Here is a 25,472-nt window from a genome sequence, read left to right as displayed (position 1 = left end):
CCTCACGCCCCGCCGCCCCCCAGGGCCGGCGGGGCGTACGCCGCCAGGGGCGGGGCGCCGGCGTCGGGCCGTACCGCGCCCAGCACCGGGAGCGCGGCGAGCGGCGACACGGCCACGGCGGCACCGGGCCGGGGCGCGTGTACGACCCGGCCGCCGCCCACGTACAGCGCCACGTGCGTGGCCTCCGGGAAGTACACCACCAGGTCCCCGGGGCGCAGCGACCGCAGCGGGACCTTCGGCAGCGTCCGCCACTGCTCCGGGCCGGTGCGCGGCAGCGGCCGGCCCGCCGCCGCCCACGCCCGCGCGGTCAGCCCCGAGTCGTCGAAGGCGGCGGGGCCCGCCGCGCCCGCCGCGTACGGCTTGCCGAGCTGGCCGGCCGCGTACGCGACGGCCTCGGCGCCCCGGGCGGAGGGGGCGCCCTCCTCGGCCAGTGCCCCGGAGTCCAGCAGTTCGCGCTGCGCCCGGTCCGTCCGGTCGCGTTCCAGCGCGGCCAGCTCCGCGAGCCGCTCGGGCGACAGCCCGGCCAGGGCCTCCTCCACCTCCCGCAGCTTCGCCAGCGCGTCGTCGCGGGCCCGCTGCCGCGCGGCGGCCAGCGTCTGCCCGCGGTCCAGCGCCCGGCGCGCCGCCGTCGCGACCGCGTCCGCCCGCTTCTCCCCGCTCTCCAGCAGGGCCACCGTCGCCGCCCGCTCCCGGGCCAGGCGCCGCAGCACCAGCGCCTGGTCCAGGGCGTGGTCCGGGTCGCCGGAGAACAGCAGCCGCAGCGCGGGGAACGGGTCGCCGCGGCCCTGGTATTGGGCCCGGGCCAGCCGTCCGGCCGCGTCCCGGGCCCTCGCCAGCGCGTCCCGGGTGCGCGTCAGGTCCCCACCGAGCCGCCGCACCTCGGCGGCCTGCGCGGCCAGTTCCTCCCCGGCGGCGTTGTACGCCTCCCCGGCCGCCTCGGCGTCCCGGTAGAGCAGCCGCAGGCGGGTGAGCAGCTCGGACACGGACTCGGCCTCGGCACCCGCGGGCGGCGGCGCGGGGGCGCCGAGCACCAGCGACGAGGCGAGCGCGAACACGGCCGCGGCCCTGCGGAACGTCATGCCACCACCTCCGGTCGACGGGGTGATGATCGGTCGTCGGACAAGGGGAGGAAACGACGAATGGGCGAACCGGCCCAACCCGGTCACCGGTCCGGGGGAACGGGTCCGGGGGAACGGGTCCGGGGGAACGGGCCCGCCGGGGCCGGGGGCCGGGGCGGCTACGCGGGCCGGTCCGGGGCGTCCCGGCCGGCCTGCGGCTTCGACCAGGGCCACCGGGGGGTGCGCCGGTCGCGGCCGGCGGGCTCGTACGCGTACTTCCAGCCGCGTTGCAGCCCGAGCCGTTTCGTGTACCCGGCGGGCACCCGGCGGTAGGCGTGGACCGTGGGCGGGCCGCCGTCCTCGCCGGGGACGGGGACCTCGTACCACTTCGGCGGGTGTCCCGTCGGCCCGGTCAGCACGGGCAGGACGCGGCCGTCGAGGGGGCCGCCGGAGAAGGGGGTGTTCTCGGTTCGCACCCCGCCAGTCTCACAGCAGGTGCGCGGCCCCGCCCACCACGGGCACCACCCGGCGGGCCAGCGTCCCCACGGGGCCCTCGGTCCTCTCCAGCGCCAGCAGGCCCTCCACCACCCGCGCGGTCTGCGGGTCCGTCGCGGCGGTGGCGGCCAGCAGGGCGACGAGGTGGTCGACGAGCCAGCCGCGCAGCTCGTCGAGGGGCGGGCACTTGCCCTCGTCGAGCCAGATCAGCGACGCGGCCTCGACGGAGGCGATCCAGGTGCGCACCATCAGCCGCAGCCGGGGCCCGGGGTCCGGTACGCCGAGGTGGAGGAGGATCTGCTCGGCGGCGGCCCGCCGCACCTCGTCCACGATCGCCGTCGTCCGGGACGTCTCCGCGACGCTGCCGCCCCGGAGCAGGGCGGCGAACCCGGCGTCGTGCTCGTCGACGAACGCCAGGTACCGGTCCAGGACCCGGGTGAGCCGCTCGGTGGGCGGGCCCTCGGGCGGCTCGGCGAAGCACAGCTCCAGGCGGTCGGCGGCGGAGCGCAGCGCGGCCTCGTACAGCTGCTGCTTGCCGCCGGGGAAGTACCGGTACACCAGCGGCCGGGACACCCCCGCCGCCTCCGCGACGTCGTCCGGCGACACGTCCTCGGGCGCCCGGTGGGCGAACAGCGACAGCGCGGCGGCCAGGAGCTGGGCCCGCCGTTCCTCGACGCTGAGCCGGCGGTACGCGGGCGTGGCGGCACTGGTCATGTCCGCAGGGTAACCCCGCCGGGTGTACGGGATCAGTGCCCCGGCCGGCTCCCGGCGACGTCCGGCCACGACGGCGCCGGCCGCATGGGGGCCGGGAACCCCGCCGGGGCGCACCGCCCGCGCGTCCCGGGCCGGCGGTCCCGAGGTCCTCCACGGCCGGCGGCCCGTGCGCCCCGGGCCGGCGGCCCGTGCGTCCTAGGCCAGCAGTCCCGAGCTCTTCCACAGCCGGCGGCCCGCGCCCCGCAGCACGCCGATGTCGTCGAGGAAGTCCGTCAGGCGCTTGGCGCCGCTCTGCATGACCTCCCTGCGGTGGCCGCTCGCCCGCACCTGGGCGACGGCCTCGCGGCGGTCGAGGCCGACGTTCTCGTACACCCGCGGGTTGACGAAGCAGACCGAGAAGACGCGGGCCGCCTCACCGCAGCTGAGCCGGGTGAACTCCTGCTCCCAGCGCGGCGCCGTGACCATCTGGCGGCGCAGTTCCTCGCGCGCGTAGCGGACGTGCCGGGCCTCCTCCACCACGTGGATGCGGGTCACGCCGCGCACCAGGGTCTGGATGCGCTCGTCCGGGAAGGTGAGCCGCTGCATCCAGTCGAGGATCTCCTCGCCCAGCAGCGTCGCCGCGAACGAACCGGGCGTGGTGGACACGGTCTTCAGGACCCGCGCCATGTTGTGGTAGACGCGGGGCACCGGGTAGGCCGGGGCGCCGCCCTTCTCGATGAGCCGGGCGAACATCATGGAGTGGCGGCACTCGTCCGCTATCTCGGTGAGCGCGTACCGGACGTGGTTGCTGGTCACCGACTTGTCGTAGATGTGCCGGACCAGCAGCTGCATCAGGATGATCTCGAACCAGATGCCCAGCGACGCGAGCGAGGCGGCCTCGTGCCGGGCGAGGTCCATCCGCTGCTCCTCGGACATCTTCCGCCACAGGGGCGTGTCGTAGAGGGAGACCAGCTCCGGGGGCCAGAACCACTTGCCGTCCTCGAACGGCGCGTCCCAGTCGAGCTCGGTGTCGGGGTCGAAGGAGTGCTTGGCGGAGGACTCCAGCAGCCGCGCGGCGACCTGCTCGCGGTCCCGGAGCGGGCCCAGCGCGTCGCGCAGCAGGCGCAGATCGGGTTCGGACACGGTCGTCATGGTCTCGGCCACCTCGCAGTCGGCTTCGGGGTCGTGCGGTCGCCCCCTTATGAGACTGCGTGTCAGTAAGCCCGTCAATCCCTTCGGCGCGACTTGTTGACCCCTCGTCTAGCAGGATGGAATCTGCCCCTCGGAGGTCCCGTACCCGCAACGACGCGAAGGAGCCCCCCTGTGTCGACGCTCGACCTGTACGCCAACGACCCGGGATCCGCGGACTGGCAGGTCCCCGCCTCGGGAGCCGCCCGCTTCTCCTGGGAGTACGACGAGGGCCGCGACCGCCTCCTTGCCCTCTACCAGAAGGGCAAGGACAAGCAGTGGGACGGCGCCCGGCGCATCGACTGGGACCTGGAGGTCGACCCGTACGACCCCCTCGGCACCCCCGACGAGGCCATGACGGTCCACGGCACCCGCCACTGGGCGAAGATGACCGAGAAGGACCGGGGCGACCTGCGCCGCCACTACGCGTCCTGGCAGTTCAGCCAGTTCCTCCACGGCGAGCAGGGCGCCATGGTCTGCGCGGCCCGCATCATCGAGGCCGTCCCCGACCTGGACGCGAAGTTCTACTCCGCCACCCAGGCGATGGACGAGGCCCGGCACGCCGAGGTCTACGGCCGCTTCCTCCACGAGAAGATCGGGATGCTCTACCCGATCAACGACAACCTCCGGTCGCTGCTCGGCGACACCCTCCGCGACTCCCGCTGGGACATGCCCTACCTCGGCATGCAGGTCCTCATCGAGGGCCTGGCCCTCGCCGCCTTCGGCATGATCCGCGACACCACGAACAAGCCGCTGCCCAAGCAGATCCTCGCGTACGTCATGCAGGACGAGGCCCGGCACGTGGCGTTCGGCCGGATGGCCCTGCGCGACTACTACCGGCAGCTGACCGACGCCGAACTGCGCGAGCGCGAGGAGTTCGTCATCGAGGGCTGCTACCTGATGCGCGACCGGCTGCGGGGCGTGGAGGTGCTGGAGAACTTCGGCATCCCGAAGCGGGAGGCCGAGGAGATGTCGGAGCGGTCGGAGTTCCTGCAGCTGTTCCGCAAGCTGCTGTTCAGCAGGATCGTGCCGTGCGTCAAGGACATCGGCCTGTGGGGCGAGCGGCTGCAGAAGGCCTACCTCGACATGGGCGTCTTCGACCTGGGCGACTCCAGCCTCGACCTGCTGATGGCCCAGGACGAGGAGATCGCCGAGCGCCTCGACGCCGAGCGCTTCGCCAAGGAGGAGGCCGAGCGCGTCGCCGAGGTCACGGACGCGATCGCGGACGGTGCGACGGCGTAGCCGGGGACCCGGGCGCGGGCGGGGTCGGCCCGGCGCGCGCCCGCCGAAGGACGTCCGGCCGTCCGCGTCGGCGCTCCGGCGGTACCGGGCGGTGCCGGGCGGTGCCCGCCGCGCCCCGCCGCGGGGGAGCGGTCACGGCCCCCGGTCCGGCACCAGCGCCGCCTCCATCACCGAGCGGGCGATCGGGGCCGCGCTCCCGCCGCCGCTGATCTCCTCGCGCCGCGCCGCCGCGTCCTCCACGACCACCGCCACCGCGACGGCCGGCCGGGCCGCGCCGGCCGCGCGGGCCCAGCCGATGAACCACGCGTACGGCGTGCCCTGGTTGCCCATGCCGTGCTGCGCGGTGCCGGTCTTGCCGCCGACCTCCGCGCCCTCGATGCCCGCGTTGCTGCCCGAGCCCCGCTCGACCACGTCGACCATCAGCTCCCGCAGCCGCCGCGCCGTCGACGGCTCCATCGCCCGGGCGTACGTGCGCCGGGGCGTCCGCCCGACGAGGCCGCCGCCCGCCGTGGCCGTCGACTCGACCAGGTAGGGGCGGGCCAGCTCCCCGTCGCCCGCGACGGCCGACGCGACCATCGCCATCTGCAGCGGCGTCGCCCTCGTGTCGTACTGGCCGATCGCCGACAGCGCCAGCCGGTCCGGGGACATGTCCGTGTCGATGTGGGACCGCGCCACGCGCGAGGGGATGCGCAGGTCCGGGTCGTTGAAGCCGAACGCGCGCGCCGTCCGCAGCAGCCGGGACTGGCCGACCTCGACGCCGAGCCGGGCCAGCACCGTGTTGCACGACCAGCGGATCGCGTACGCCAGGGAGGCGTCGGCGCAGCCGTTCGCCTCGTTCGGCAGCAGCGTGCGCGTGCCGGGCAGCGGGTACGGGTCGGGGGTGCCGGTCGGCGCGTGCACGTCCGTGACGACGCGGGCGTCCAGCGCCGCCGCGGCGGTCACGATCTTGAAGGTGGACCCGGGCGGGTACGTCTCCCGCAGCGCCCGGTTCAGCATCGGCCGGTCCGGCGCCGTGTTGAGCCGCGCCCACGCCGTGGCCACCTCGCTGCCCGTGCCGGACAGCACGCCGGGGTCGTACGACGGGCTGGACACCAGGGCCAGGACGCGGCCGCTGGACGGCTCCAGCGCGACGACCGCGCCGCGCCGCCCCGCCAGGCCCCGGTACGCGGCCTGCTGGAGGGCGGACCTGATGGTGGTGGCCACCCGGCCGCCCGGCCGGCGGCCGGGGGCGAGGCCGCTCCACGGGGGGAGCGGGGACAGGCGCGGGCTGGTGCCGGACAGGACGGCGTCCTCGGCGTCCTCCACGAGCGTCGTGCCGTACGTCTGCGAGGCGTGGCCGGTGACCGGCGCGTACAGGGGGCCGTCGGTGTACGTGCGCTCGTACCGCAGGAGCTGGCCGGTGTCCTTCGACCCGGTGACCGGGCGGCCCTCGACGAGGATGTCGCCGCGCGGCTCGGCGTACCGGGACAGCACGGTGCGGCGGTTGGCCGGGTTGCCGTCGAGCCGGTCCGCCTGGAGGACCTGGACGCGCGCCGCGTTGGCCAGCAGGGCCACCAGGAGGACCAGGGACAGGGCCGCGGCGCGGCGGATGTACGCCGTCACCGGGCGCCCTCCCGCACGGGCGGCACGAGCACGGCGGTCACGTCCGGCTCGGCGGCGGGGACGTCGCCGCCGGGGCCGGGGGAGGGGGTGCGGGCGGAGTCGCTCACGCGCATCAGCAGCGCCACCGTGATCCAGTTGGTGACGACGGACGAGCCGCCCTGCGCGAGGAACGGCATCGCCATCCCGGTCAGCGGGATCAGCCCCATCACCCCGCCCGCGATGACGAAGACCTGGAGCGCCAGGATCGACGCCAGCCCGGTCGCCAGCAGCCGGCCGAACGGGTCGCGCAGCGCGAGCCCGGAGCGGTAGCCGCGCGCGACGAGCAGCGCGTACAGCAGGAACAGCGCGGTGAGGCCGGCGAGGCCCAGCTCCTCGCCCGCGGTGGCGAGGATGAAGTCCGACTTGGCGGCGAAGCCGATGAGCGACGAGTGGCCGAGGCCCAGGCCCGACCCGAACATCCCGCCCGCCGCGAACGCGAACAGCGACTGCGCCAGCTGCCCCGGCCCCCGGCCCGCCTCGATCGACGCGAACGGGTGCAGCCAGTCCTCCACCCGCCCGTGGACGTGCGGTTCGAGCGCGCCCACCGCCCAGGCGCCCGCCCCGGCGAGCAGCAGCCCGACCGCGATCCAGCCGGTGCGCCCCGTCGCCACGTACAGCAGGACCACGAACAGGCCGAAGAACAGCAGCGACGTGCCGAGGTCCCGCTCCAGGACCAGCACGCCCACGCTGATCAGCCACACCGCGACGACCGGCCCCAGCACCCGGCCGGCCGGCAGCCGCACGCGCCACAGCCTGCGGCCCGTGTGGGCGAGCGCGGTGCGGTTCGCGGCCAGGTACGCGGCGAAGAACACCGCGAGCAGGACCTTGGCGAACTCGCCCGGCTGGAAGGACAGCCCGCCGGCCCGGATCCAGATCCGCGCCCCGTTCACGGCGGGGAAGAAGATCGGCACGGTCAGCAGGACGAGCGCGGCGGCCACCGACAGGTACGCGTACCGCTGGAGCAGCCGGTGGTCGCGCAGGCACACCACCACGAGCGCGAACAGCGCCACGCCGAGCGCCGACCACACCAGCTGGGTGGGCGCCGCCTGGTCGGCGGGGGTCTCCAGGTCGAGGCGGTAGATCAGGACCAGCCCCAGGCCGTTCAGCAGGAGCGCGACGGGCAGCAGCAGCGGATCGGCGTACGGGGCGCCGAAGCGCACCGCCAGATGGCCCGTCAGCGCCAGCAGGCCGAGGCCGGCCCCGTACCCGGCGACGTCGTGCGGCACGGCGCCGCTGCGGGCGAGGCCCACGCCGGCGTAGCCGTACATGGAGCACAGCACGGCGCAGCACAGCAGCGAGAACTCCACGCCGCGCCGCTTGGGGGGACGCACCCGGGGCGGCGGGGGGTGCGTCGTCGCTGCGGTCATGCTCCGCAACGTAGCAAGCCGTTGGTGATATGTCCCTTATGTCACACCGCGCCGCGCCGTCACCGGGGCTCCTCGCCGTCCTCCGCCGTGAGGTCCACGTACTCCGGGAGGGTGAGCCGGGCCTCCGCGCCGCCGCCCGGCGGGTTCGCGAACACCAGCTCGGCGCCGACCACCGCCGCCTGGCCGCGCGCGATGGTCAGCCCCAGCCCGTGCCCCTTGCTCCCGCTCTCCGTGCGGAACCGCTGCGGCCCGTGCTCCAGCAGGTACGCCGGATACCCCTCGCCGTGGTCGCGGACCGTCACCACCGGCCCGTCGACGGTCAGCACGACCGGCGGCCGGCCGTGCTTGTGCGCGTTGGCCAGGAGGTTGCCCAGGACCCGCTCCAGGCGCCGCCGGTCGGTCTCCACCCGCGCGTCGCGGACGATCCGCACCCGCGCCCCCACGCCCGAGGCCCGCACCACCCGCTCGGCCAGCGGCCCCAGCGCGTACACGTCCAGGTCCACCCGCTCGCCGCCCGCGTCGAGGCGCGAGATCTCCAACAGGTCCTCCGTCAGCGCCCGCAGGGCCCGCACCCGGTCCTGCACCAGCTCCGACGGCCGGCCCGGCGGCAGCAGCTCGGCCGCCGCCGACAGCCCCGTCAGCGGGGTCCGCAACTCGTGCGCCACGTCCGCCGTGAACCGCTGCTCGCTCAGCAGCTTGCCCTGGAGCGAGGACGCCATCGTGTCCAGCGCGCCCGACACGGTCGCGACCTCGTCCTGCGGCCGCGACGGGTCCTTCGTCCGGGGGTCGTCGACCCGCGCGTCCAGGTCGCCCGCGCTGATCCGCCGCGCCACCTGCGCCGTCAGGTGCAGCCGCCGCGTCACCCGCGTCACCGCGAACGAGCCGACCAGCAGCGTCGCCCCGATCGCCAGCACCGACGACCCGAGGATCGCCTGGTCCAGGCCGCCGATGGTGCGCGCGCTCAGCGAGTAGTCCACGCGGACGGCCAGGGCCCGCCCGTCCGCCGGGCCCGCCGCCCACATCGTCGGCCGCCCCTCGTGGTCGGCGACCACCGTGCCCCGGCTGCCCCGCGTCGCCAAATCCCGCAGCGAGGGCGGCAGGCCGACCGGGTCGACGCCCGCGAACGGCGGCAGCGGCTCCCCCGCCTCGTACGCGCGCGTCACGTCCTCCAGCCGGGACAGCGCCTTCTCACGGGACGCGTCCACGGTCTGCCGCGTCACCGACACGTGCACCAGCGCGCCCAGCAGCGCCGCCAGCGCACAGCACATGAGCGTGATGAAGACGGCCGCCTTCCACGTCAGCGTCGCCGTCCAGGCGGGACGGCGCGGCACGCCCCGCACCCGCCGCCGGACCGGGCACGCGCGGACGGCGCTCACCGGGCCCCCGCCCCCGGTGCCCGGCCGGCGCCCGCCCCGGACACCGCGTCCGCCCCGGGCGCGACCTCCGGCTCCGGCTCGGCGTCCGCGTCCGGCTCCCCTCCCGCGTCCGGTGCCGGAAGCGCCCCCGGGCGGGGCGGCGTCGGCTTGACCCGTACGATCTCGTCCCGCGCGGGCAGCATGGTCCGCTGCTGCGCGTCCCACGACCACGCCGTGCGGTACTCGTAGCCCGGGAAGCCCGCCGACACCGCCCGCAGGATCAGGTCCCGGCCCGCCAGCTCCACGCTGACCAGCTGCTCGACCGTCGACATGATGCGGGTCAGCCCGCCGCCCTCCGGCAGGTAGCAGCGCACCGCCACCAGCCGGCCCGTCATCCGGATCCCGACGACCAGCTCCTCCTCGCCGTCCCCCGTCAGGTCCCGGTGGTACGGGGCGAGGACCGGGCACGCCGCCGGCTCCGTGCCGCACCGCCGCACGGCCCGCGCGGTCGCGTCGTCCATGCCGTCCGCGCCGCTGTACCGGTCCGGGCTCGCCTCCAGTTCGGCGCGCACCACCGCCACCGGGTCGACCCGGCGCACGTCGCCGTCCGGCACCCGCACCCCCGGCACGCGCTGGGTGTCGTTCTCCCCGTAGTCGACCGGCGGCGCCGTCACCGGCGGCAGGTCGGGCCACAGCCGGACCGGGCCCACGGCGGTCGGGGTGGCGCCCGCGCTGCGCAGCTCGCCCGCGCTCCCGCACGCCACCAGCGGGAGGAGCAGCGCGGCGGCCGCGACGGGCGGCACCAGACGGGCCGCGCGGCGCGCGGCGGGGCGGCGGCGGTGCGGGGTCACGGTCCTCGGTGCTCCTGGGGTCGGGGGGTGCTGCGCAGACCCTACGACTTCCGGGACGCCCCGCCCCGGACGGGCCGCCGACACACTAGAAGACCCGCGTTGCGGCGACCCCTCGACGGTGTAACAGCCGGCCCACACCCACCCGCGACGGGGCCGCACCCACCCGCGACGGGCCCACACCGACCCGCGACGGACCCGCGGTGCCGGGGCCGGCCCGCTCCACCGGGGAGCCCGGCACCGGGGAGCGGCCTACTCCGCCGGGGAACCCAGCGCGCGGCGGCACAGGGAGAGCAGCCGCTCGTCCTCGTGGACGTCGTGGTCGCCGGTCACCCCGGCCGACACGTTGTGCCGCCGCGTACGGGCGAGTTCGGCGCGCAGCAGCGGCACGGCCTCCGGCGCCGGCCGGTCGACCGGGCCCAGTTCGGCGAGGCACTCGGCGATCTCCACGCGCGTGTGCCGGTTCTCGCGCCACGCCGCCAGCAGCGCCGGCAGCGCCTCCCGGACGTCCCCGGTCACCCGGCACAGCGCCGTCCCCGCGTCGACGCGCAGCCACACGTCCGACACCGACAGGCAGGCCCGCAGCTCCGGCGCCGCCGCCCCGGCCGACCCGCCGAACGCGCCGACCGTCCGCGCCGCCGACCGCCGCCCGTGCGTGTCGGACGCCCGCAGCAGCCCCCGCAGCCTCGGCAGGACCGCCCCGGCGTCGCCCTCCACCGCCCACAGCGCCCGCGCCGCCGCCGTCACCGTCCCGGCGGAGGCGTCGTCCAGCAGGACCCGCACGTCCGCCGCCGCCTCCCGCGCGGCCGGGCCGAACGCCGCGACCGCCCGCAGCGCCGACTCCAGCACCCACTCGCGGCGGAACGCCGGCGCCCCGCGCAGCGCCCGCAGCACCTCCGGCAGCGCCTCCACCGCCCGCAGCTTCGCCAGCGCCAGCAGCAGCGGCCCCGACTGCTCGCCCAGTTCGTCGTCGAGCGGCAGCGCGCCCAGCCTGCGGCGCAGCAGCGGCACCAGCGGCCCGGCCGCCTCCGCCAGGTGCGGGATCGCGTACAGCAGCTTGCCGTCCGGCTCCGGCTGCTCCAGCGCCCGGGCCAGCGCCGGCACCGCCCGCGCGTCCCCCGCCCGGGTCAGCGCCAGCAGCGCGCTCACCGCGCCGGGCCGGCCGCCCACCCACTCGGGCGCCCACGGCGCGGGGTCGGCGACCACCCGCGCGGCCAGGTCGTCCGCGGCGGGCACCGCCAGCGAGAACAGGCCCTCCAGCCAGCTCGCGGCCGCCGCCCGCAGCCGCGGCTCCGGGTCGTGCAGCTGCGTCCCGACGAGCCGCACCACCTCGTCGTACGCCCCGCGCCAGGTGCGGACGAGGCTGCCGCACATCCACACCGCGTCGGTCCGCTGCGCGCTGTCGGGGCTGCGCAACTGGGCGGTGACCAGGGCGATGCGGTCGTCGACCCGGTCGTCGAGGGCGCCGTGCAGGGTACGGAGCAGGTCGTCCGCCCACGCCGTGCCGCGTCCCGCCCGCTGCTCCTCGCGCAGCTCCCGCACCTGACCGACGAGCGTCGGGGCGGCGGGCCGCAGCTCGACCGGCTCCGCCGGTGGCACGGGGTGCACGGAACCCGCCTGGGTCTGCGCCTCCCGCACCCCCGGCCCGGCCCAGGAGTTGGCCGAATTCCAGGGGGTCGAGGGGGTGTTGGGCCCGCCCAGGCCCATGCCGCCGCCCGTCGGCGCGCCCGCGCCGGGGAAGCCGCCGGGCGCGCGGGGCCCGTACTGGCGCAGCTCCGCCAGCAGCCCGGTCACGGTCGACACGACGTCACGCGGCAGCCGCCCCGGCGCGCACCGGGCGAGCTGGGCCAGCGCGGCCAGCCGCAGCGCGGGGTCCTGGGCGGCGCCGGACAGCCAGGACAGCCAGCCCGCGGTCTCCTCGCGCAGCGACTCGTACCGCAGGGCGATCCTGCCGACCGCCTCGACCAGCGCGAGCCGCACCTCCGTGTCGCGCTCGACGGTCAGCCGCTCCCGCAGCAGGTCCAGCACGCGCACCGGGTCGCCGTGCAGGGAGGCCAGCGCGCCGGGGACCGCGAGCCGCACCTCCCGGTCCTCGTCGCCGACCAGGGCCAGGAACACGTCCGCGCCGGCGGCCACGGCCGCGGCGGCCATGGCGTAGTTGGCGGCGTCCTCGAACTCCTCGTCCTCCGGGTCGAGTTCGTGCATCTCGTCGTCACCGGACAGGTCGATGCCGCCGATGCCGGCGAGCAACTCCACCACGTAGCCCCGGTCCTGGACGTCCGGGCAGGCCACCAGCTCCAGCAGGAACGGGATGCACGCCAGGGTCGAGTCGTACACGTCGCCCTGGTGGTGCACCGTGCCGTACAACCCGTCCAGCGCCCGCTCGCGCTCCGCCGGGTCGTCGGACGCCAGTCCGCGCAGCAGCGCGGGCACGTCGTCGGCCGGGCCGTAGGCATGACCCAGCGAGGCCCAGTCGACCTCGTCGATCCCCGTGAACATGCCTTCCCTCCCCGTGGACCCTGCGCTTGGGGGCAATAGTGCACCACACCGCGGGCGGCGATGCCCCGGCAATCGGACACGCCCCGGACACGCCTCGGACACGTCTTCGCGTGCCTGTTCCTCTGTTCCCTGCCCGGTTGTCGCCCGCTCAGCCCTCCGGATGCCGCCCCGGCTCCCCGGGGCGGGCGGCGCGGGCGCCCCGGGCCGCCGGACCGGGCCGCGAGCGGCCGTCCACGGCCTTCCGCACGGCCGGGGCGCCGACTCGGGAGGGGGACGGCGGCCGCGCCGGTCCGCTCGCCGGGGTGCGGGGCGACGGGCCCTGCACGGCGTGCCACCCGGGGTACCCGGCCCGCGCGGTCCGGGCCGCCGTCCGCCTCCGGCGCGAGCGGGCGGAGGCGGTGGCCGAGCGGCTTTCGGAAAGTCGACGCCGGGGCCCGTTCGGCGACGAGCCGCGCACCGGCGCGCCGCACCGCCGGAAGGGCGGGCCCGACCGGACCGGCGCGGCGGCCGTCAGCGTGCGGCGGGCGGGGGCGGCGCGCCCCGGCCGACCCGGACGCGGCCGCCCTCGTACTCGGGCACCAGCTCCACCTGCACCTGATGCGTCGTCTGGCGGTCCACCTGGCCGCCCAGTTCGGCCGTCACCACCCCGATGCGCAGCCCGCCGCGGCCCGAACCGGAGCGGTGCACCTGCACCGTGAACTCCAGGTTGACCCTCTCCACGGTGAACCCCAGCGCGCGGCCCTCCGCCTCGTCCCGGGCCTTCTCCAACTCCCCGCGGATCTGCCGCACCACCTCGGCCAGCCCCACGAAGTCCTCTCCGTCCGCCATCGCGCAACCCCCCCGCGGTCGTCGGTTTCCCGAACGTCGAGTATGGGGCAGAAGAGGCCTTCCGCGTATAGTTTCGGACCATGGTTGCTGACGGGGGTATCAGCGTCGATCCTTCCTCGAAGACCCCGCCGTGGGCGGTCCGCATCCGGTGGAGCAACGGCGAAATCGCGGGCGCGGGCGTCCTGTTGGCCCCCGACCGCGTCCTCACCTGCGCCCATGTCGTCGCCCCCGGCGCGCACGTGACCGCCGAGTTCGTCGGCGCGCCCGGGCCCGACGTCCCCACCGTCACCGCCCGGGTCGACGAGGACGCGTACGTCCCCGAGACCCGCGACGCGGACGACGACCCCAGCGGCGACGTGGCCCTCCTCCGGCTCGAACACCCCAGGCCCGCCCACGAACCGGTCTCCCTCCACCGGCTGTCCGCGCCGAACCGCGCGGTCCGCATGTACGGCTTCCCCTACGAGCACAACGGCGGCATCTGGTTCCGCGCCACCATCATCGGCGGCTGCGGCCGCGACGGGCAGGTCCAGCTCGGCCCGCAGACCCCCGGCGAACTGGCCAGCCCCGGCTGCAGCGGCGCCGGCGTCGTCGACGACCTGACCGGCGAGGTCATCGGCATCGTCCTCACCGGCCTGCGCGACCGGCACGGCAACTCGTTCTCGTTCATGAGCCCCGCCGAGACCATCGTCCGGCACCTGCCGCAGGTCGCCGCGTGGACCCGCGGCCGCACCGCCGTCGACGACCGGCTCCGCTCCCGCACCGGTGGCGAGCCCCCCGCACCGGCCCTCGACGAGCCGTTCGCGCAGCGCCTCGCCGCCTGGCTGCGGGGCGACGGGGAGCAGGTGAAGATCAGCCTCGTACGCCCCGGGGACCACGCCCGCGCCGCGACCCTGCGCCGCGCCATCACCCTCGCCGACCGCGAGTTACGCACCACCGCCTCCGTCGACCGGGCCTCCCTCGACCCGCCCGGCACCGTCCCCTCCGCGGGCGGCCACGACCTGGCCCTGGACGTCACCGGCAGCACCGCCGCCGAGACGGCCGAGCGCATCGCGGAACGCATGGGCCTCTGGCAGCACCCCGCCGACCCCGCCGCCGAGCGGATCAGGACCGGCGGCGTCACCCTCACCCTCGTCGTCGTCGGCGTCGACCGGGCCGTCGACCCGCCCGCCCTCCTCGACCTCCTCGCCGTCCTGCGGGAGCGCGGCAGCCGCCTCCTCCTCGTCTTCCACGACACCGGCACCTGCTACGAACGCGCCTGGTCCGACCTGGTCACCCGGCCCGCCCAGGAGCGCCGCGCCCGCCTCGTCGCCCGCCTCCGGGAGATCACCGGACCGCTCGCCGCGTCCCTGGGCGACGCCATGGCCACCGTACGGGCCGACGACCCCGAGGCTGTCCACGACGCCCTCTACCGGGCCGGCGGCGCCCTGCACCTCCTCACCGCCGAACGGCCCCCCGCGCCCGGCGAGGGCCCCGACCTGGCCTCGTTCGAACGGCTCACCGACCGGCTGAGCACCCGCCTCCACGCCGCCGCCGGCCGCCTCGACGCCCTGTGCCGCCGCCGCGGCGAGCTCATCGGCCGCCTCGACGGCTACCACGCCCTCCACCGCGGCCTCACCGAAGGCGCCGAGGACCTGGAGGCCGACACCCTCCACCGGCGCGCCCACCGGCTGCTGCGCGCCCGGCCCTGCGACGTGCGCGCCGCCGAGGAGGCCGTCGACGCGTACACCCACCTCGTCGAGCGCGTCGACCGCGCCGGGCACGAGCGGGACCGGGGAGGTGCCGCGCCGTCATGACGACACCCGCCCCCACGCCCTGCACCCGGGCCGGCTGCACCGGCACGCTCATGGTCACCGGCTTCTGCGACACCTGCCACCGGCTGCCCCCCGCCCTGGCCGCCCCCGCGCCCACCGTCCCCGAGCCTCCCCCCTTCGCCCCCACCGCACCGGAGCCCGCCGCCCCGCGCCCCGCGGCCCCCGCCGGCCCGGCCCCGCTCGACCGCGACGGCCTCGTCCTCCTCCCGCACATCACCGCCCCCGACCCCGGGGTGGCGGCCGGCACCACCGCCCGCCCGCCCACCGGCGGCCGCCGCTGCGGCTTCGAGAACTGCACCGGCACCATCGGCATCGGCTACGACGGCGGCCCCGCCCCCGACCACGGCTTCTGCCCCGAGTGCGGCCGCCCGTACTCCTTCGAGCCCCGCCTGCGCCCCGGCGACACCGTCGGCGGCCACTACCGCGTCCTGGGCTACCTCGCGGCCGGCGGACTCGGCTGGGTCTACCTCGCGGAGGACACCAAGGTCCCCGACCACCTCGTCGTCCTCAAGGGCCTCATCAACACCAGCGACGCCGTCGCCCGCCGCTCCGCCGTCGAGGAGCGCCGCTCCCTCACCACCCTCCACCACCGGGACATCGTCCGGATCATCACCTACGTCCAGCACCAGGCGCCCGGCGACGACGAGCCGACCGGCTACATCGTCATGGAGTACATCGCCGGCCGCTCCCTCGCCTGGATCCGCTACGCCTCCGACGAGGAGCTGACGGAGACCTTCGGCCGGCCCTTCGGGATCGACCACGTCCTCACGTACGGCTGCAAGATCCTCGGCGCGCTGGAGTACCTCCACGACCAGGGCCTCCTCTACTGCGACATGAAGCCCGACAACGTCATCCACTACGGCCGCGACATCAAGGTCATCGACCTCGGCGCCATCCGCCGCGTCGACGACCGCGCCTCCGGGCTCGTCTACACCCGCGACTACGCGCCGCCGAAACGGGAGCGCGACCGGCGCGGCTTCCACGTCGACACCGACCTGTACACCGTCGGCCGCACCCTCCAGGCCCTCGCCACCCGCGCCACCCCCGCCTCCGGGCTCGCCGCCCGCTCCTTCGACGCGCTCGTCCGCCGCGCCACCCACCCCGAGCCGGCCGCCCGCTTCGCGTCGGCCGCCGAGATGTCCCGCCAGCTGTGGGAGGTGCTGCGCGAACACCAGGCCCTGACCTGGCACGAGCCGTACCCCGAGCGGTCCACCCGGTTCGCGCCCACCGCGGCGCTGTTCGGCTCCGCCCTCGGCACGCCCCCGGACCTCGGCCACTGGACCGCCGCCCCGGACGGACCCCGCACCCTCCCCGTACGGGCGCCGGACCCGCGGGAGGCCGCGCGGGGCCTGCCCGTCCCCCTCCCCGACCCGGACGACCCGGCCGCCGCCCTCCTCGCCGGACTCGCCGCCCGCAGCCCCGGGCGCATCGCCGAACAGGCCGCGCACGACCCGGCGTTCGGCACCGTCGAGACCGCGCTGTGGCTGTGCCGCGCCTACGCCGACCGGGGCGCGCCCGGCGAGGCCGAACGGTGGCTGGGCACCGCCGGGCGGCTGGGCGCGGACGAGTACGACTGGCGGATCCCCTGGCACCGCGGGCTGCTGCGCCTGGCGGAGGGCCAGGTACGCGCGGCGGAGGAGGAGTTCGCGGCCGTGTACGCGGCGCTGCCCGGCGAGTGGGCGCCCAAACTGGCGCTCGGCTACTGCGCCGAGTACCTCGACGCCGACGAGCAGCGGACGCGGGACTACTACGAGGCGGTCTGGCAGCGCGACCGCACGCAGGGCAGCGCGGCGTTCGGCCTGGTGCGGGTCCACCTGCGGCGCGGCGACCGGCGGGGAGCCGTCGCCGTCCTGGACGAGGTGCCCACCACCTCCCGCCACCACGACGCGGCCCGCGTCGCCGCCGTCCGGGTGCTCGCCGGCCGGCTGCCGGGCGGCGGCCCCACCGCGGCGGACCTGCGCGGGGCGGCCGACCGGCTCGCCGAGTCGGCCCGCACCGGCGAGGACGCCGCCGCCCGGGCCCGCCTCGTCACCGAGGTGCGGGAGAACGCGCTCGCCTGCCGGCCGCCCGGCGGGTGGGGGATCGGCTTCCCCGCGGGCGAGGTGCTCGGCCCCGAGGACAGCGTCCCGGCGCTGAGCGGCCTGCTCTCCCGCTCCCTGCGGGCCCTCGCCGACCAGGCGCACGACGGCGACCTGCGGGGCGACCTGCTGGACCGGTCGTACGCGGTCCTCCCGCCACCGCGCCTGCGGCTCCCACGGGCGGGCCGCCGGGGGAGGCAGCGGGTCTGAGGGGCCCGCACGGGACCACGACACGCCGGGGGAGACGGGCACCGAGTCGAACACGAGCACCGAGACGAACGGGCACGGAAGGCGAACGAGCACCGAGACGAACGAGCACGGAAGGCGAACGGGCCCGGAGGACGGCCGCGAGGAACGGACGAGCGCGGCCGGCGGACGGCCGCGGGGGCGAACGCACGCGACGAGGGGGACGCGAGGGACATGACGCCGGACAGCACCGCGGGCGGCACGGCGAGAGCCACGGCCGACCTGGAGATCAGCCAGTGGAAGTACCTGTCCACGGAGGCCCGCGAACAGGAGATGCACGTCGTGCTGACCGTCCGCGTCGACGGCACGGGCGGCGCGGTGGACGGCACCGGGGGCGGGGACCGCGGCCCGCTGCTCGCCGAGGTGCTGGTCGTCGACTGCTCCAGCTCGATGACCTGGCCGCAGGAGAAGTTCCGCGCCGCCCGCCAGGCCGCCGCCGCCGCGATCCGGATGCTGCCGGCCGGCACCCCGTTCGCCGTCGTCCAGGGCACCGAGGGAGCCGCCATGGCCTACCCGGCGGCGCCGCGCATGGCCGCCGCGTCCGCCGGGCACCGCCGCCGCGCCGAGTCCGCCGTCCACGGCCTGGTGGCCGGCGGCGGCACCTGCATCGGCGCCTGGCTCGACCTGGCCGGACGGCTCCTCACCGAGCAGGACGCGCCCATCGGGCACGTCCTGCTCCTGACGGACGGCAAGAACCAGCACGACAGCGAGATGCCGCTCGACGCCGTGCTCGACACCTGGGAAGGCCGCTTCGTCTGCGACGCCTGGGGCATCGGCGACGGCTGGGACGCCCAGGAACTGCTGCGCATCGCCCGCCGGCTGCACGGCGGTGTCGGCGCCGTACGGGAGGAGTCCGCGCTGCCCGGCGAGTACGAGAAGCTGACCGCCCGCCTGCTCACCAAGGCCGTCCCCGAGCTGACCGTCGAGGTCACGCCCGTACCGGGCACCACGGTCCGCTACCTCAAGCAGGTGTTCCCCACGGAGGCCGACCTGGAGCCCGCCGGCCGGCCCGAGCCCGGCGGCACGCACCGCTTCACCACCCGCGCCTGGGGCGACGAGACCCGCCGGTACCACCTGTGCCTCTCCACCGACCCCACCGGCCGCCCCCGGCGCGAGGACCTGCAACTGGCCGTCGTCTCCCTCGCGCTGCCCGCCGCCGACCGCGGCGTGCGCCTGCCGCCCCCGCGCCCCTGCGTCGTCCACTGGACGGAGGACCCGGCGCTCTCCCGGCACACCGACACCCAGGTCGCCCACTTCCAGCTGTACGGGGAGCTCGGCCAGGCCGTCGCCGCCGCCGCCGACGCCTACCGCAGGGGCGACCGAGAACGCGCCGAACACCACCTGGGCCGCGGGGTCCGGCTCGCCCACACCGTCGGCGCGGCCCGGCCGCTCGCCGACTTCGCGCGGCTGGTGGAGGTCGTCGACGCCGCCGCCGGACGGGTCCGGCTCCGCCCCGACCTGGCCCCCGTCGACTTCGAGCACCTGATCACCACCAGCAGCCACAGCACGTACGGCCCCGAACAGGACGGCGACGCGCCGGAAGGCCCCGGCGGGCCGCCCACCGCGGGCACCGCGGCCGGCCCCGGCGCCGCCACCCTCCCGTGCCCGGCGTGCGACGGGCGGGCACCGGTCACCGCCCGGTTCTGCCCCCGCTGCGGCCACCGGCTCCGGGAGCGGCCGTGAGCACCACCGCGAGGGACCTGCGCGTCCGGCTGTCGCGGCTGCTCGTCCTCGGCCTGGCCACCACCCTCGTGGCCTTCGGGGCCTTCCGCGCCGTCCACGACGACGCGGCCCGGCTCGCCGCGTCCAGCGCGCCCGGCGTCCTCGCCGTCGACACCGCCGAGTCCGCCCTGGTCCAGGCCCGCGACGCCGCCGCCGAGGCCGACCTGCAAGGGGCGGGCACGGGCACCTTCCACACCCACGTCTCCGTCGCCCACCAGGCCCTCGCCCTGGCCGCCTCCGAGAACGTCACCGGCCTCGACGGCCGCCGCACCCTGCAGACCGTCACCGGACTGATCGCCGTCTACTCCGGCTGGGTCGAGCAGGCGGGCCGCGAACCCGGCGGCTCCCCGCTGCGCGCCGCCTACCTGCACTACGCGAACCGCGTCCTGGAGACACCCGACACGGACGAGGACATCATGGGCCGCCTCGCCGAACTGCGGAAGGAGCAGCTGGAGGTGGCCGAACGGCAGGCCGCGCCCGGATGGCCGCTGACCGTCGCCTGGACGGCCGCCGCCGTGCTGTTCACCCTCCTGTGCGCCGCCCTGTGGGAGACCCAGCGGTTCACCCGGAGCCGCTTCCGCCGCCTGGCCGACCCGGCGCTGCTGGCCGCGACGGCGCTGTGGGCGGCGGGCGCCGCGACCCTGGTGTGGCTCACCCTCCGCACGCGCGCCGGCACCGCGGACGCCCTGCGCGAGCTGAGGGGCGAGCCGACCGGCGACGGCATCGCGACGGCCGGGGCACGGGTCGCGGAGTACCTGGCCGACGCGGACGTACGGGCGGCGGCGTCCGACGGGATCCTGGTGGGAGGGGTGGCCCTGGTGGCCCTGACCGTGAGCGGCCTGCTGCCGCGCATCGCCGAGTACCGCGTCCGGAGGCACCGATGAGCGGCCGCCGGCGCCGGTACACGATCGTGGGGCTCTGCCTGGTCCTGCTCGCCACCTGCGTGGCCGTGGGCGCGCAGTGGTGGACGGGCCGCTGGAAGGGCTCCGTCACGGTGCTGGGCAACTGGACCGGCGGCGACGAGGAGCGCTTCCGCCGCGACGTGCTGGAACCGTTCGAGCGCAAGCACCGCATCCGGGTCGTGTACCAGGGCAGCTCCGCCGAGAGCCAGGTGCTCGCCGCCGACGTGGCGTCCGGCACGCCCCCCGACGTGGTCATCATGCCGGGCCCGGGCGAGCTCGCGGCGTACGCGGCCCAGGGCCGGCTCAAGCCCCTGGACGGCCTGTTCGACCCGGACCACTACGACCCGGGGTGGGCGCCCGCACTGAAGGGCGGCGTCCACTGGATCCCCGTGAAGGCCGACCTGAAGAGCATGGTGTGGCATCCCGGCGCCCTCACGGAGGCCGAGGCCGCCCGCATCGCCCGGGACCCGGGGGAGTGGTGCCTCGCCCTGGAGTCCGGTGCCACGTCCGGCTGGCCGGGCACCGACTGGGTGGAGGACGTCCTGCTCCAGCAGGCCGGCTGGGAGACGTACCAGAAGTGGGCGACGGGCCGGCTGCCCTGGACGGACCCGGCGGTGCGCAGGGCCTGGACGACGTGGGGCGACCTCGTCGGCGCGGGCGACCGGAGGCGCGTGGAGCGGGCGCTCCTCGCCCCCTACCAGGACCCGTGGGGCGGCGAGCGCCCCGCCTGCGCGCGGGAACGGCTGGAGCACCAGGCGGCGTTCGTCCGCTCCGGCGCGCACTGGACGGCGGTCCGCGGCCGGTACGTCCACGCCAAGGCCGTGATCCCCGGCGCCCGGCAGGACCTGACGGCGTGGGAGGTGTCCGGCGACCTGGCGGCCATGCTGCACGACACCCCCGAGGCGCGGGCGCTGGTCCGCCACCTCGCCGACCCCGGCACGACCCAGCTGGGCTTCACCGCCAACCGGGCCGTCCCGGCGGGCACGTACGACGGGGACCCGACGGCCGAACGCATCGACGCGACCCTGCGCGGCCGCGGCACGATGCGCTGCTGGGACGCCTCCGACGCGATGCCCCCGGCGATGCGCGACGCCTTCCACCAGGCGGCGCTGCGGTTCCTGGCCGACCCGGGGGAGCTGCCGGCGCGGCTGGCGGTGCTGGAGGAGGTCCGCGAGCGGCACGGGCGGGCGGAGTGGCTGCCCTCGGCGTGCGGCAGCGGCTGAACCCGCCCTCCCCCCGCCCTCAGCACGCCCCGAGGGCCCTCCGCAGCGCCTCCCCGGCGAGGCCGACGGCCGCGTCGTTCGTGGCCTGGGCGAGCATGGCCGTGTGGATGGGCCCGCCCTGCGCGAGGTGCCGGTCGTACGGCAGCGTCAGCACGCTCACCCCCGGCTCCCGCAGGTGCGCGACGGCCGTCTTCGGGTCGAGGGTCATGTCGGGGGCGCCCGACGTCAGGACGACGACGGTGCTGTCGATCGCCCGCCGGTGCGGCAGCCCGCCCAGCCAGTCCAGCACCACACGCGTGCCGTTGACGCCCTCCGCGGTGCGCGGCGCGACGATCACCCGGGCGTGCGCGGTGTCCATCGCCGTACGGGCGACCTCACCGGGCAGCGTCTCGCAGTCGACGACGGTCACCGCGAAGTGGCGGCGCAGCGCCAGCGACACCGTCCGGTACGTCGGCACGTCCAGCGGCGGCCCGACGCGGCCCTGGCTCGCCGGGAGCAGCCAGCCGCCGTCGGCGACGGGGACGAGGTAGCCGGTGATGTCGTTCAGGTCCATGCGGGGCGTCAGGATCCGCGCCAGCTCGGGGCAGGACCACCGTACGGACGGGGCGCCCATCCGCACGGCGAGCGTACCCAGCGCGGCGTCGGCCTCCAGGGTCAGCACCGGGTCGGGCCGGTGCCGGGTGAACGTACGCCCCAGGAGCGCGGCGACCGTCGACTTGCCGACCCCGCCGCGGATGGACGTCACGGCGATGACCCGCCCGCTGGGAACCGGCAGCCGGACCTCCGGCCCGCCGCGGCCGCGCTCCCCGGGCTCCTTGACGGCGGAGGCGGCCAGCCCGCGCAGCGACCGCCCGACCCGCCGCGCCGCCGAGTCGCCGTGCTGGGGCCGCCCGAGGGCGGACGCGAGCCGCGGGTCGACCACGGGCACGGATTCGGGCGCGGGCAGGGACACGTACGGCCTGCGCATCAGGTGGTCGCCGTGAGTCATGCCGTACTCCTAAGCGAGGGTGCCGAGGACACCGGTGGCGAGCGGGAACAGCGGGCGGGAACCCCCGGTTGCGAGCGGGGCACCGGCCTCGGGCCACCGCGCCCCGCGCCCACCGGCGCGAGCGGTCCGGGTCCGCGGACGGCCGGCCCCCCGGCGGCCCGGGGAGACACCCCCGGCGGCGGTCCGCGCGACACCGGCGGCCGCCCCGACGGCGCTCGCCCCGGCGGCGCTCGTCCCGGCGGCCCCGCGCGTACGCCACCCCCACCCGGCTTCCGTCTCCGCGCCCACCGCGGCGGCCCCCACTGCACTCACGCGTTCGAACCTACCATCGGCCCCCGCCCCCCGACCGGCAGGAGAAAGCCGCCGCCGGCCGGGCCGACGACGGCATATCCCCACACACCCAACACCCCGGAGCGAAGCCCCCGAACGCCCCCTACGCCGCACTCACCCCCGCACCCCCACGGCCTCAGCCGGCGCCGGCGCCCTCCTCGGCCTCCTGCACCTGCCGCTCCAGCTCGTCCTTGTTCATCGAGGACCGCCCCTCGACGCCCAGCTTCCGCGCCTTCTCGTACAGTTCGGCCCGCGTGGGCCCCTCGCCGCCCCGCCGCCCGGAGCCCTGCCCGTCCCCGGTACCGTCACCGACGGCCGTCCCGGCGAGCTCCTCGGACCGCTGCCCGGCGAACTCCAGCCCTAGCCGCTGCAGCCGCTCGGCGTCGAAGGTCCGGCTGAGCACGGGCAGCAGCTCCTCTTCCTCCTCCTGCACGTGGTGGCGGACGGCGTCGACCCACTTCTCCAGCTCGCGGTCGAACTCCGCGCTCTCCCAGTCCAGTTCCAGCAGGTGCTTGCCCAGGTGCTCCGCCTCGTGGTGCTCCTCGGTCGCGTGCCGGACCTCGTCCTTCTCCCCGGCCTCCTCGGCGAGCGCCGGGTAGACGCACTCCTCCTCGGCCCGGCTGTGCGCCTCCAGCATGGCCACGGCCAGCGGCAGCGCCAGCGGCCGCGAACTCCTCTCCTTCTTCATCATCTCGAAGAGGCGTTCCAGCTCACGGTGGTCGGTCTTGATCATCGTGATGACGTCATCGGCCATGGCGGGCCCTTTCGCTTTCGACGATCCAACGGTGCCGTGACCGTGTTGCCCGAAAACCCGCCCCAATGCCTCCCCGCCGAACTGCCCCGGTCGAGCCACGCACCACACCGCGGACCGAACGGCCGGCGCCACACACCCCCGCGGACCACCGGCACGCCGAAGCTCCGCCGTACGAGGGCGACACGGCACGGCCACCTGCTCGACGGAACCCCACCACGGGACCGGCCCAACGGGCGAGGGAACCGGACCCGCCGGGCGAAGCCCGCGACACGGAAGCCGTCGGCGCACTCCGGCGGGGCACGCCTCCCACCGCCGGTGCCGCCCGGATCGGCGCCCGACAGCCCGGGCCGGCATGGAGCACCACGTCCTCGCCGTGCGCCGGCCTTCCGAGGGAGCGCGCCTCCGGCGTGCGAAGCGGAACGGAGGACCACGAGGGGAGCCGGGCGCAGCCTCCTCCGCGCCGCATCCACGGTTCAGGCCGCCGGGTCGCAGGCTCGCTGCCCGGTGCCGTGCCGCCTTTCGCCCGAGGCCGGCCGGAGAGACGATGGAAGTGGTTCAGCCAGGGGGCAAAGGAGGCATCGTGTCCAGCGGACACGGTGTGCGACGTGGGGCGGCTGTGACGACGGCGCTGGCGCTCAGCCTGGTCTCGGTCCCGGCTGCGGCCGGCGCCCTCCCGAGTGAAGGCCACAGGGCGGTGCCGACCCCGTGCACCGACGCCACGCAGCCGGTGCGGCCGGCACAAGGTTTCGAGGGCCTGTACGAGTTGTTCTACAACGTGGATCAGGACTGTGCCACGCTCACCAACATCTCCGCCCGCACGGACGCCAGGAACGGCAGGGTGCTCCTGCTGACCGGCCAGGGCGAGATCATGAAGCCCATCCGCTGGGCCGACATGAGCGAGCTCCACTGGATCCGCCAGACCACCGCCAGGGCGGCGGAACAGGCATTGGCGGAGCAGGGGGACACCGGCTCGGTGGTGATCCTGCCGGATGAAAGCGTCAGCTATTCCCCGGCCGACGCCCGGTACTACAACATCCGCGTCGCCGACGCTCACGTCACCCAGGCGGCCAAGGTCTCCGAGAGCCTTGCCGCACAGGCCGCGGTCGACGCCTTCAAGAACAGCTCGGCCGAGGGGCGCAGTGGTCTCACGAACACCATCGCCACATGCGCGATCGCCGCGAAGCAGACATGGCGGGAGGTGGAGCAGAACCCGAGTAATGCCGGGCTCTCCGACGTCCTCACCCGGATGACGCAGCATCCTGAATGCAAGAACGCTTATGCCGCCATCGACGCCGTCAAGAGGGTCAGTATGACCATCCCGAAAGGCGAACAAAGCTGGCGCCAGAAGATGAAGAACTTCGCAGACCAATTCGACGACGTGTGGTCGAAGAGCATCCTGGACGACGCCAAGAAGGCGGGCCGAATCTTCATCCGAGCGGTTCCCTGAAACCACCCGCAAACCAAACGACGCGGCGTGGCGGCGGGCCGACCCGGCGCACCCCGGCCCTGAACGTCGGGGACCTCCCGTAAGGGAGGTATGACGCTCCTCGCGGACGCGTCAACGTCAATGAGGCGGCTGCCTACTTGAAGATTCCTGACTCCTTGGAGGGGGAGGGGGTATGGCCCGAGTGGCAGAGAGATTCCGATCCCGAGAGGGGAGCCTTTCCGAGGGGGATTCCGCTCACCCCCGAAGGAAGATTTGACGCCCATATGTCAATTCGCCCCATGTCGGCCCACTGTGGAATTCATCCGCAACAGACACCCCCAAACCCAAAAGAGAGGCGCGCGCCGTACAGTTCAGGTGGCAGAACGAGGCTTCACCGCCTCGGCTTGGTGGTGGCCGGCAGTCGAGGAAGCAGCCGGGCGGCGCGTGCCGAACAGGCCGTGACCCAGGAGTCGCCCGGGCCGCACTCACGGATGCGTCGGAAACGTGTCGCGGACGCTAGGAGGCAGCGAGAGAACCGGCTTCCGACCCCCTGTCGGCATCCGCCCCGACCGAACCACAGCCTCGGCTCCCTGGCCGGTGCACGCCCCCGGCAGGATGCACGAACCTGTGCGCATGGCTGCGGAGGGCCTGTGCGGCCCCTGTTGTCGCTGGTCACAAGGTTTCCCGGCCCTCGCTTGACCGGCGCCGTCGACAGCAGTCCGCATCCGACAGGGGCGGCGACTTTCCCGACCTGGCAAGATCGGGGAAAGAGGGTTGG

19 protein-coding genes are annotated in these 25,472 nt (G+C 76.0%); 7 read left to right on the top strand and 12 right to left on the bottom strand.

Going from position 1 to position 25,472, the window contains the following annotated elements; translation table 11 throughout:
• Positions 1-2 precede the first annotated feature (2 nt).
• The 4 genes from IE106_RS00730 to IE106_RS00715 form a co-directional block, all read right to left on the bottom strand.
• A complete protein-coding gene (locus IE106_RS00730; RefSeq protein WP_189529255.1) occupies positions 3-1,079 on the bottom strand; it encodes a C40 family peptidase in 1,077 nt (358 codons plus the stop codon).
• Between the two features lie 158 nt (positions 1,080-1,237).
• Complete coding sequence (locus IE106_RS00725) at positions 1,238-1,534, bottom strand: DUF8847 domain-containing protein (RefSeq protein WP_189529254.1); 297 nt, start codon at positions 1,532-1,534, stop codon at positions 1,238-1,240.
• 10 nt (positions 1,535-1,544) lie between these two features.
• Positions 1,545-2,267: a TetR/AcrR family transcriptional regulator gene (locus tag IE106_RS00720; RefSeq protein WP_189529253.1), complete on the bottom strand. Its 723-nt coding sequence runs from the start codon at positions 2,265-2,267 to the stop codon at positions 1,545-1,547.
• Between the two features lie 195 nt (positions 2,268-2,462).
• Complete coding sequence (locus IE106_RS00715) at positions 2,463-3,398, bottom strand: AurF N-oxygenase family protein (RefSeq protein WP_189529252.1); 936 nt, start codon at positions 3,396-3,398, stop codon at positions 2,463-2,465.
• 171 nt (positions 3,399-3,569) lie between these two features.
• Here IE106_RS00715 and IE106_RS00710 point away from each other — a divergent pair, with 171 nt between their 5' ends.
• Positions 3,570-4,676: a ferritin-like domain-containing protein gene (locus IE106_RS00710; RefSeq protein ID WP_189529251.1), complete on the top strand. Its 1,107-nt coding sequence runs from the start codon at positions 3,570-3,572 to the stop codon at positions 4,674-4,676.
• Between the two features lie 132 nt (positions 4,677-4,808).
• Here IE106_RS00710 and IE106_RS00705 read toward each other — a convergent pair whose 3' ends face one another.
• From IE106_RS00705 to IE106_RS00680, 6 genes are all read right to left on the bottom strand, one after another.
• Positions 4,809-6,278 carry a penicillin-binding transpeptidase domain-containing protein gene (locus IE106_RS00705; protein WP_189529250.1) on the bottom strand — a complete coding sequence of 490 codons (1,470 nt, stop codon included), beginning with the start codon at positions 6,276-6,278 and terminating at the stop codon, positions 4,809-4,811.
• On the bottom strand, positions 6,275-7,684 hold the full coding sequence (locus IE106_RS00700) for an FtsW/RodA/SpoVE family cell cycle protein (protein ID WP_189529249.1): 1,410 nt from the start codon (positions 7,682-7,684) through the stop codon (positions 6,275-6,277). The genes IE106_RS00705 and IE106_RS00700 overlap by 4 nt, the downstream gene beginning before the upstream one ends.
• Before the next feature lie 59 nt (positions 7,685-7,743).
• The gene (locus IE106_RS00695) at positions 7,744-9,015 is read right to left on the bottom strand and encodes an ATP-binding protein (protein ID WP_229839903.1); all 1,272 of its coding nucleotides are present in this window, start codon (positions 9,013-9,015) and stop codon (positions 7,744-7,746) included.
• A gap of 41 nt (positions 9,016-9,056) precedes the next feature.
• On the bottom strand, positions 9,057-9,890 hold the full coding sequence (locus tag IE106_RS00690; protein WP_229839902.1) for a hypothetical protein: 834 nt from the start codon (positions 9,888-9,890) through the stop codon (positions 9,057-9,059).
• Between the two features lie 249 nt (positions 9,891-10,139).
• The gene (locus tag IE106_RS00685; RefSeq protein ID WP_189529248.1) at positions 10,140-12,386 is read right to left on the bottom strand and encodes a PBS lyase; all 2,247 of its coding nucleotides are present in this window, start codon (positions 12,384-12,386) and stop codon (positions 10,140-10,142) included.
• Between the two features lie 510 nt (positions 12,387-12,896).
• Positions 12,897-13,214 carry a trypco2 family protein gene (locus IE106_RS00680; protein ID WP_189529247.1) on the bottom strand — a complete coding sequence of 106 codons (318 nt, stop codon included), beginning with the start codon at positions 13,212-13,214 and terminating at the stop codon, positions 12,897-12,899.
• A gap of 80 nt (positions 13,215-13,294) precedes the next feature.
• Here IE106_RS00680 and IE106_RS00675 point away from each other — a divergent pair, with 80 nt between their 5' ends.
• The 5 genes from IE106_RS00675 (at position 13,295) to IE106_RS00655 (ending at position 21,196) form a co-directional block, all read left to right on the top strand.
• Positions 13,295-15,007: a S1 family peptidase gene (locus IE106_RS00675; RefSeq protein WP_189529246.1), complete on the top strand. Its 1,713-nt coding sequence runs from the start codon at positions 13,295-13,297 to the stop codon at positions 15,005-15,007.
• Positions 15,004-17,313, top strand: coding sequence for a serine/threonine-protein kinase (locus IE106_RS00670; protein ID WP_189529245.1), 2,310 nt, complete (start codon positions 15,004-15,006; stop codon positions 17,311-17,313). The genes IE106_RS00675 and IE106_RS00670 overlap by 4 nt, the downstream gene beginning before the upstream one ends.
• A gap of 210 nt (positions 17,314-17,523) precedes the next feature.
• Positions 17,524-19,032 (top strand): vWA domain-containing protein, encoded by a 1,509-nt coding sequence (locus tag IE106_RS30790; protein WP_189529244.1) that lies wholly within the window; start codon positions 17,524-17,526, stop codon positions 19,030-19,032.
• Entirely contained in the window at positions 19,029-19,955 is a 927-nt protein-coding gene (locus tag IE106_RS00660) for a GlnX family signal transduction membrane protein (RefSeq protein WP_189529243.1), read from the top strand. Before IE106_RS30790 ends, IE106_RS00660 begins: the two co-directional genes overlap by 4 nt.
• Entirely contained in the window at positions 19,952-21,196 is a 1,245-nt protein-coding gene (locus IE106_RS00655; protein ID WP_189529242.1) for an ABC transporter substrate-binding protein, read from the top strand. The genes IE106_RS00660 and IE106_RS00655 overlap by 4 nt, the downstream gene beginning before the upstream one ends.
• 19 nt (positions 21,197-21,215) lie before the next feature.
• Here IE106_RS00655 and IE106_RS00650 read toward each other — a convergent pair whose 3' ends face one another.
• Positions 21,216-22,184 carry a CpaE/TadZ family protein gene (locus IE106_RS00650; protein ID WP_189529241.1) on the bottom strand — a complete coding sequence of 323 codons (969 nt, stop codon included), beginning with the start codon at positions 22,182-22,184 and terminating at the stop codon, positions 21,216-21,218.
• A gap of 466 nt (positions 22,185-22,650) precedes the next feature.
• Positions 22,651-23,268 carry a hemerythrin domain-containing protein gene (locus IE106_RS00645; RefSeq protein ID WP_189529240.1) on the bottom strand — a complete coding sequence of 206 codons (618 nt, stop codon included), beginning with the start codon at positions 23,266-23,268 and terminating at the stop codon, positions 22,651-22,653.
• Between the two features lie 580 nt (positions 23,269-23,848).
• Between IE106_RS00645 and IE106_RS00640 the strand changes: the two genes are divergently transcribed.
• Positions 23,849-24,715 (top strand): hypothetical protein, encoded by an 867-nt coding sequence (locus tag IE106_RS00640; protein WP_189529239.1) that lies wholly within the window; start codon positions 23,849-23,851, stop codon positions 24,713-24,715.
• Positions 24,716-25,472 lie beyond the last annotated feature (757 nt).

Origin of the sequence: Streptomyces roseolilacinus (genome assembly GCF_014649335.1) — a bacterium.
GTDB classification, from domain to species: domain Bacteria; phylum Actinomycetota; class Actinomycetes; order Streptomycetales; family Streptomycetaceae; genus Streptomyces; species Streptomyces roseolilacinus.
Note: the sequence above shows the minus strand (reverse complement) of the source record. Positions and strands in the feature narration are given on the sequence as shown.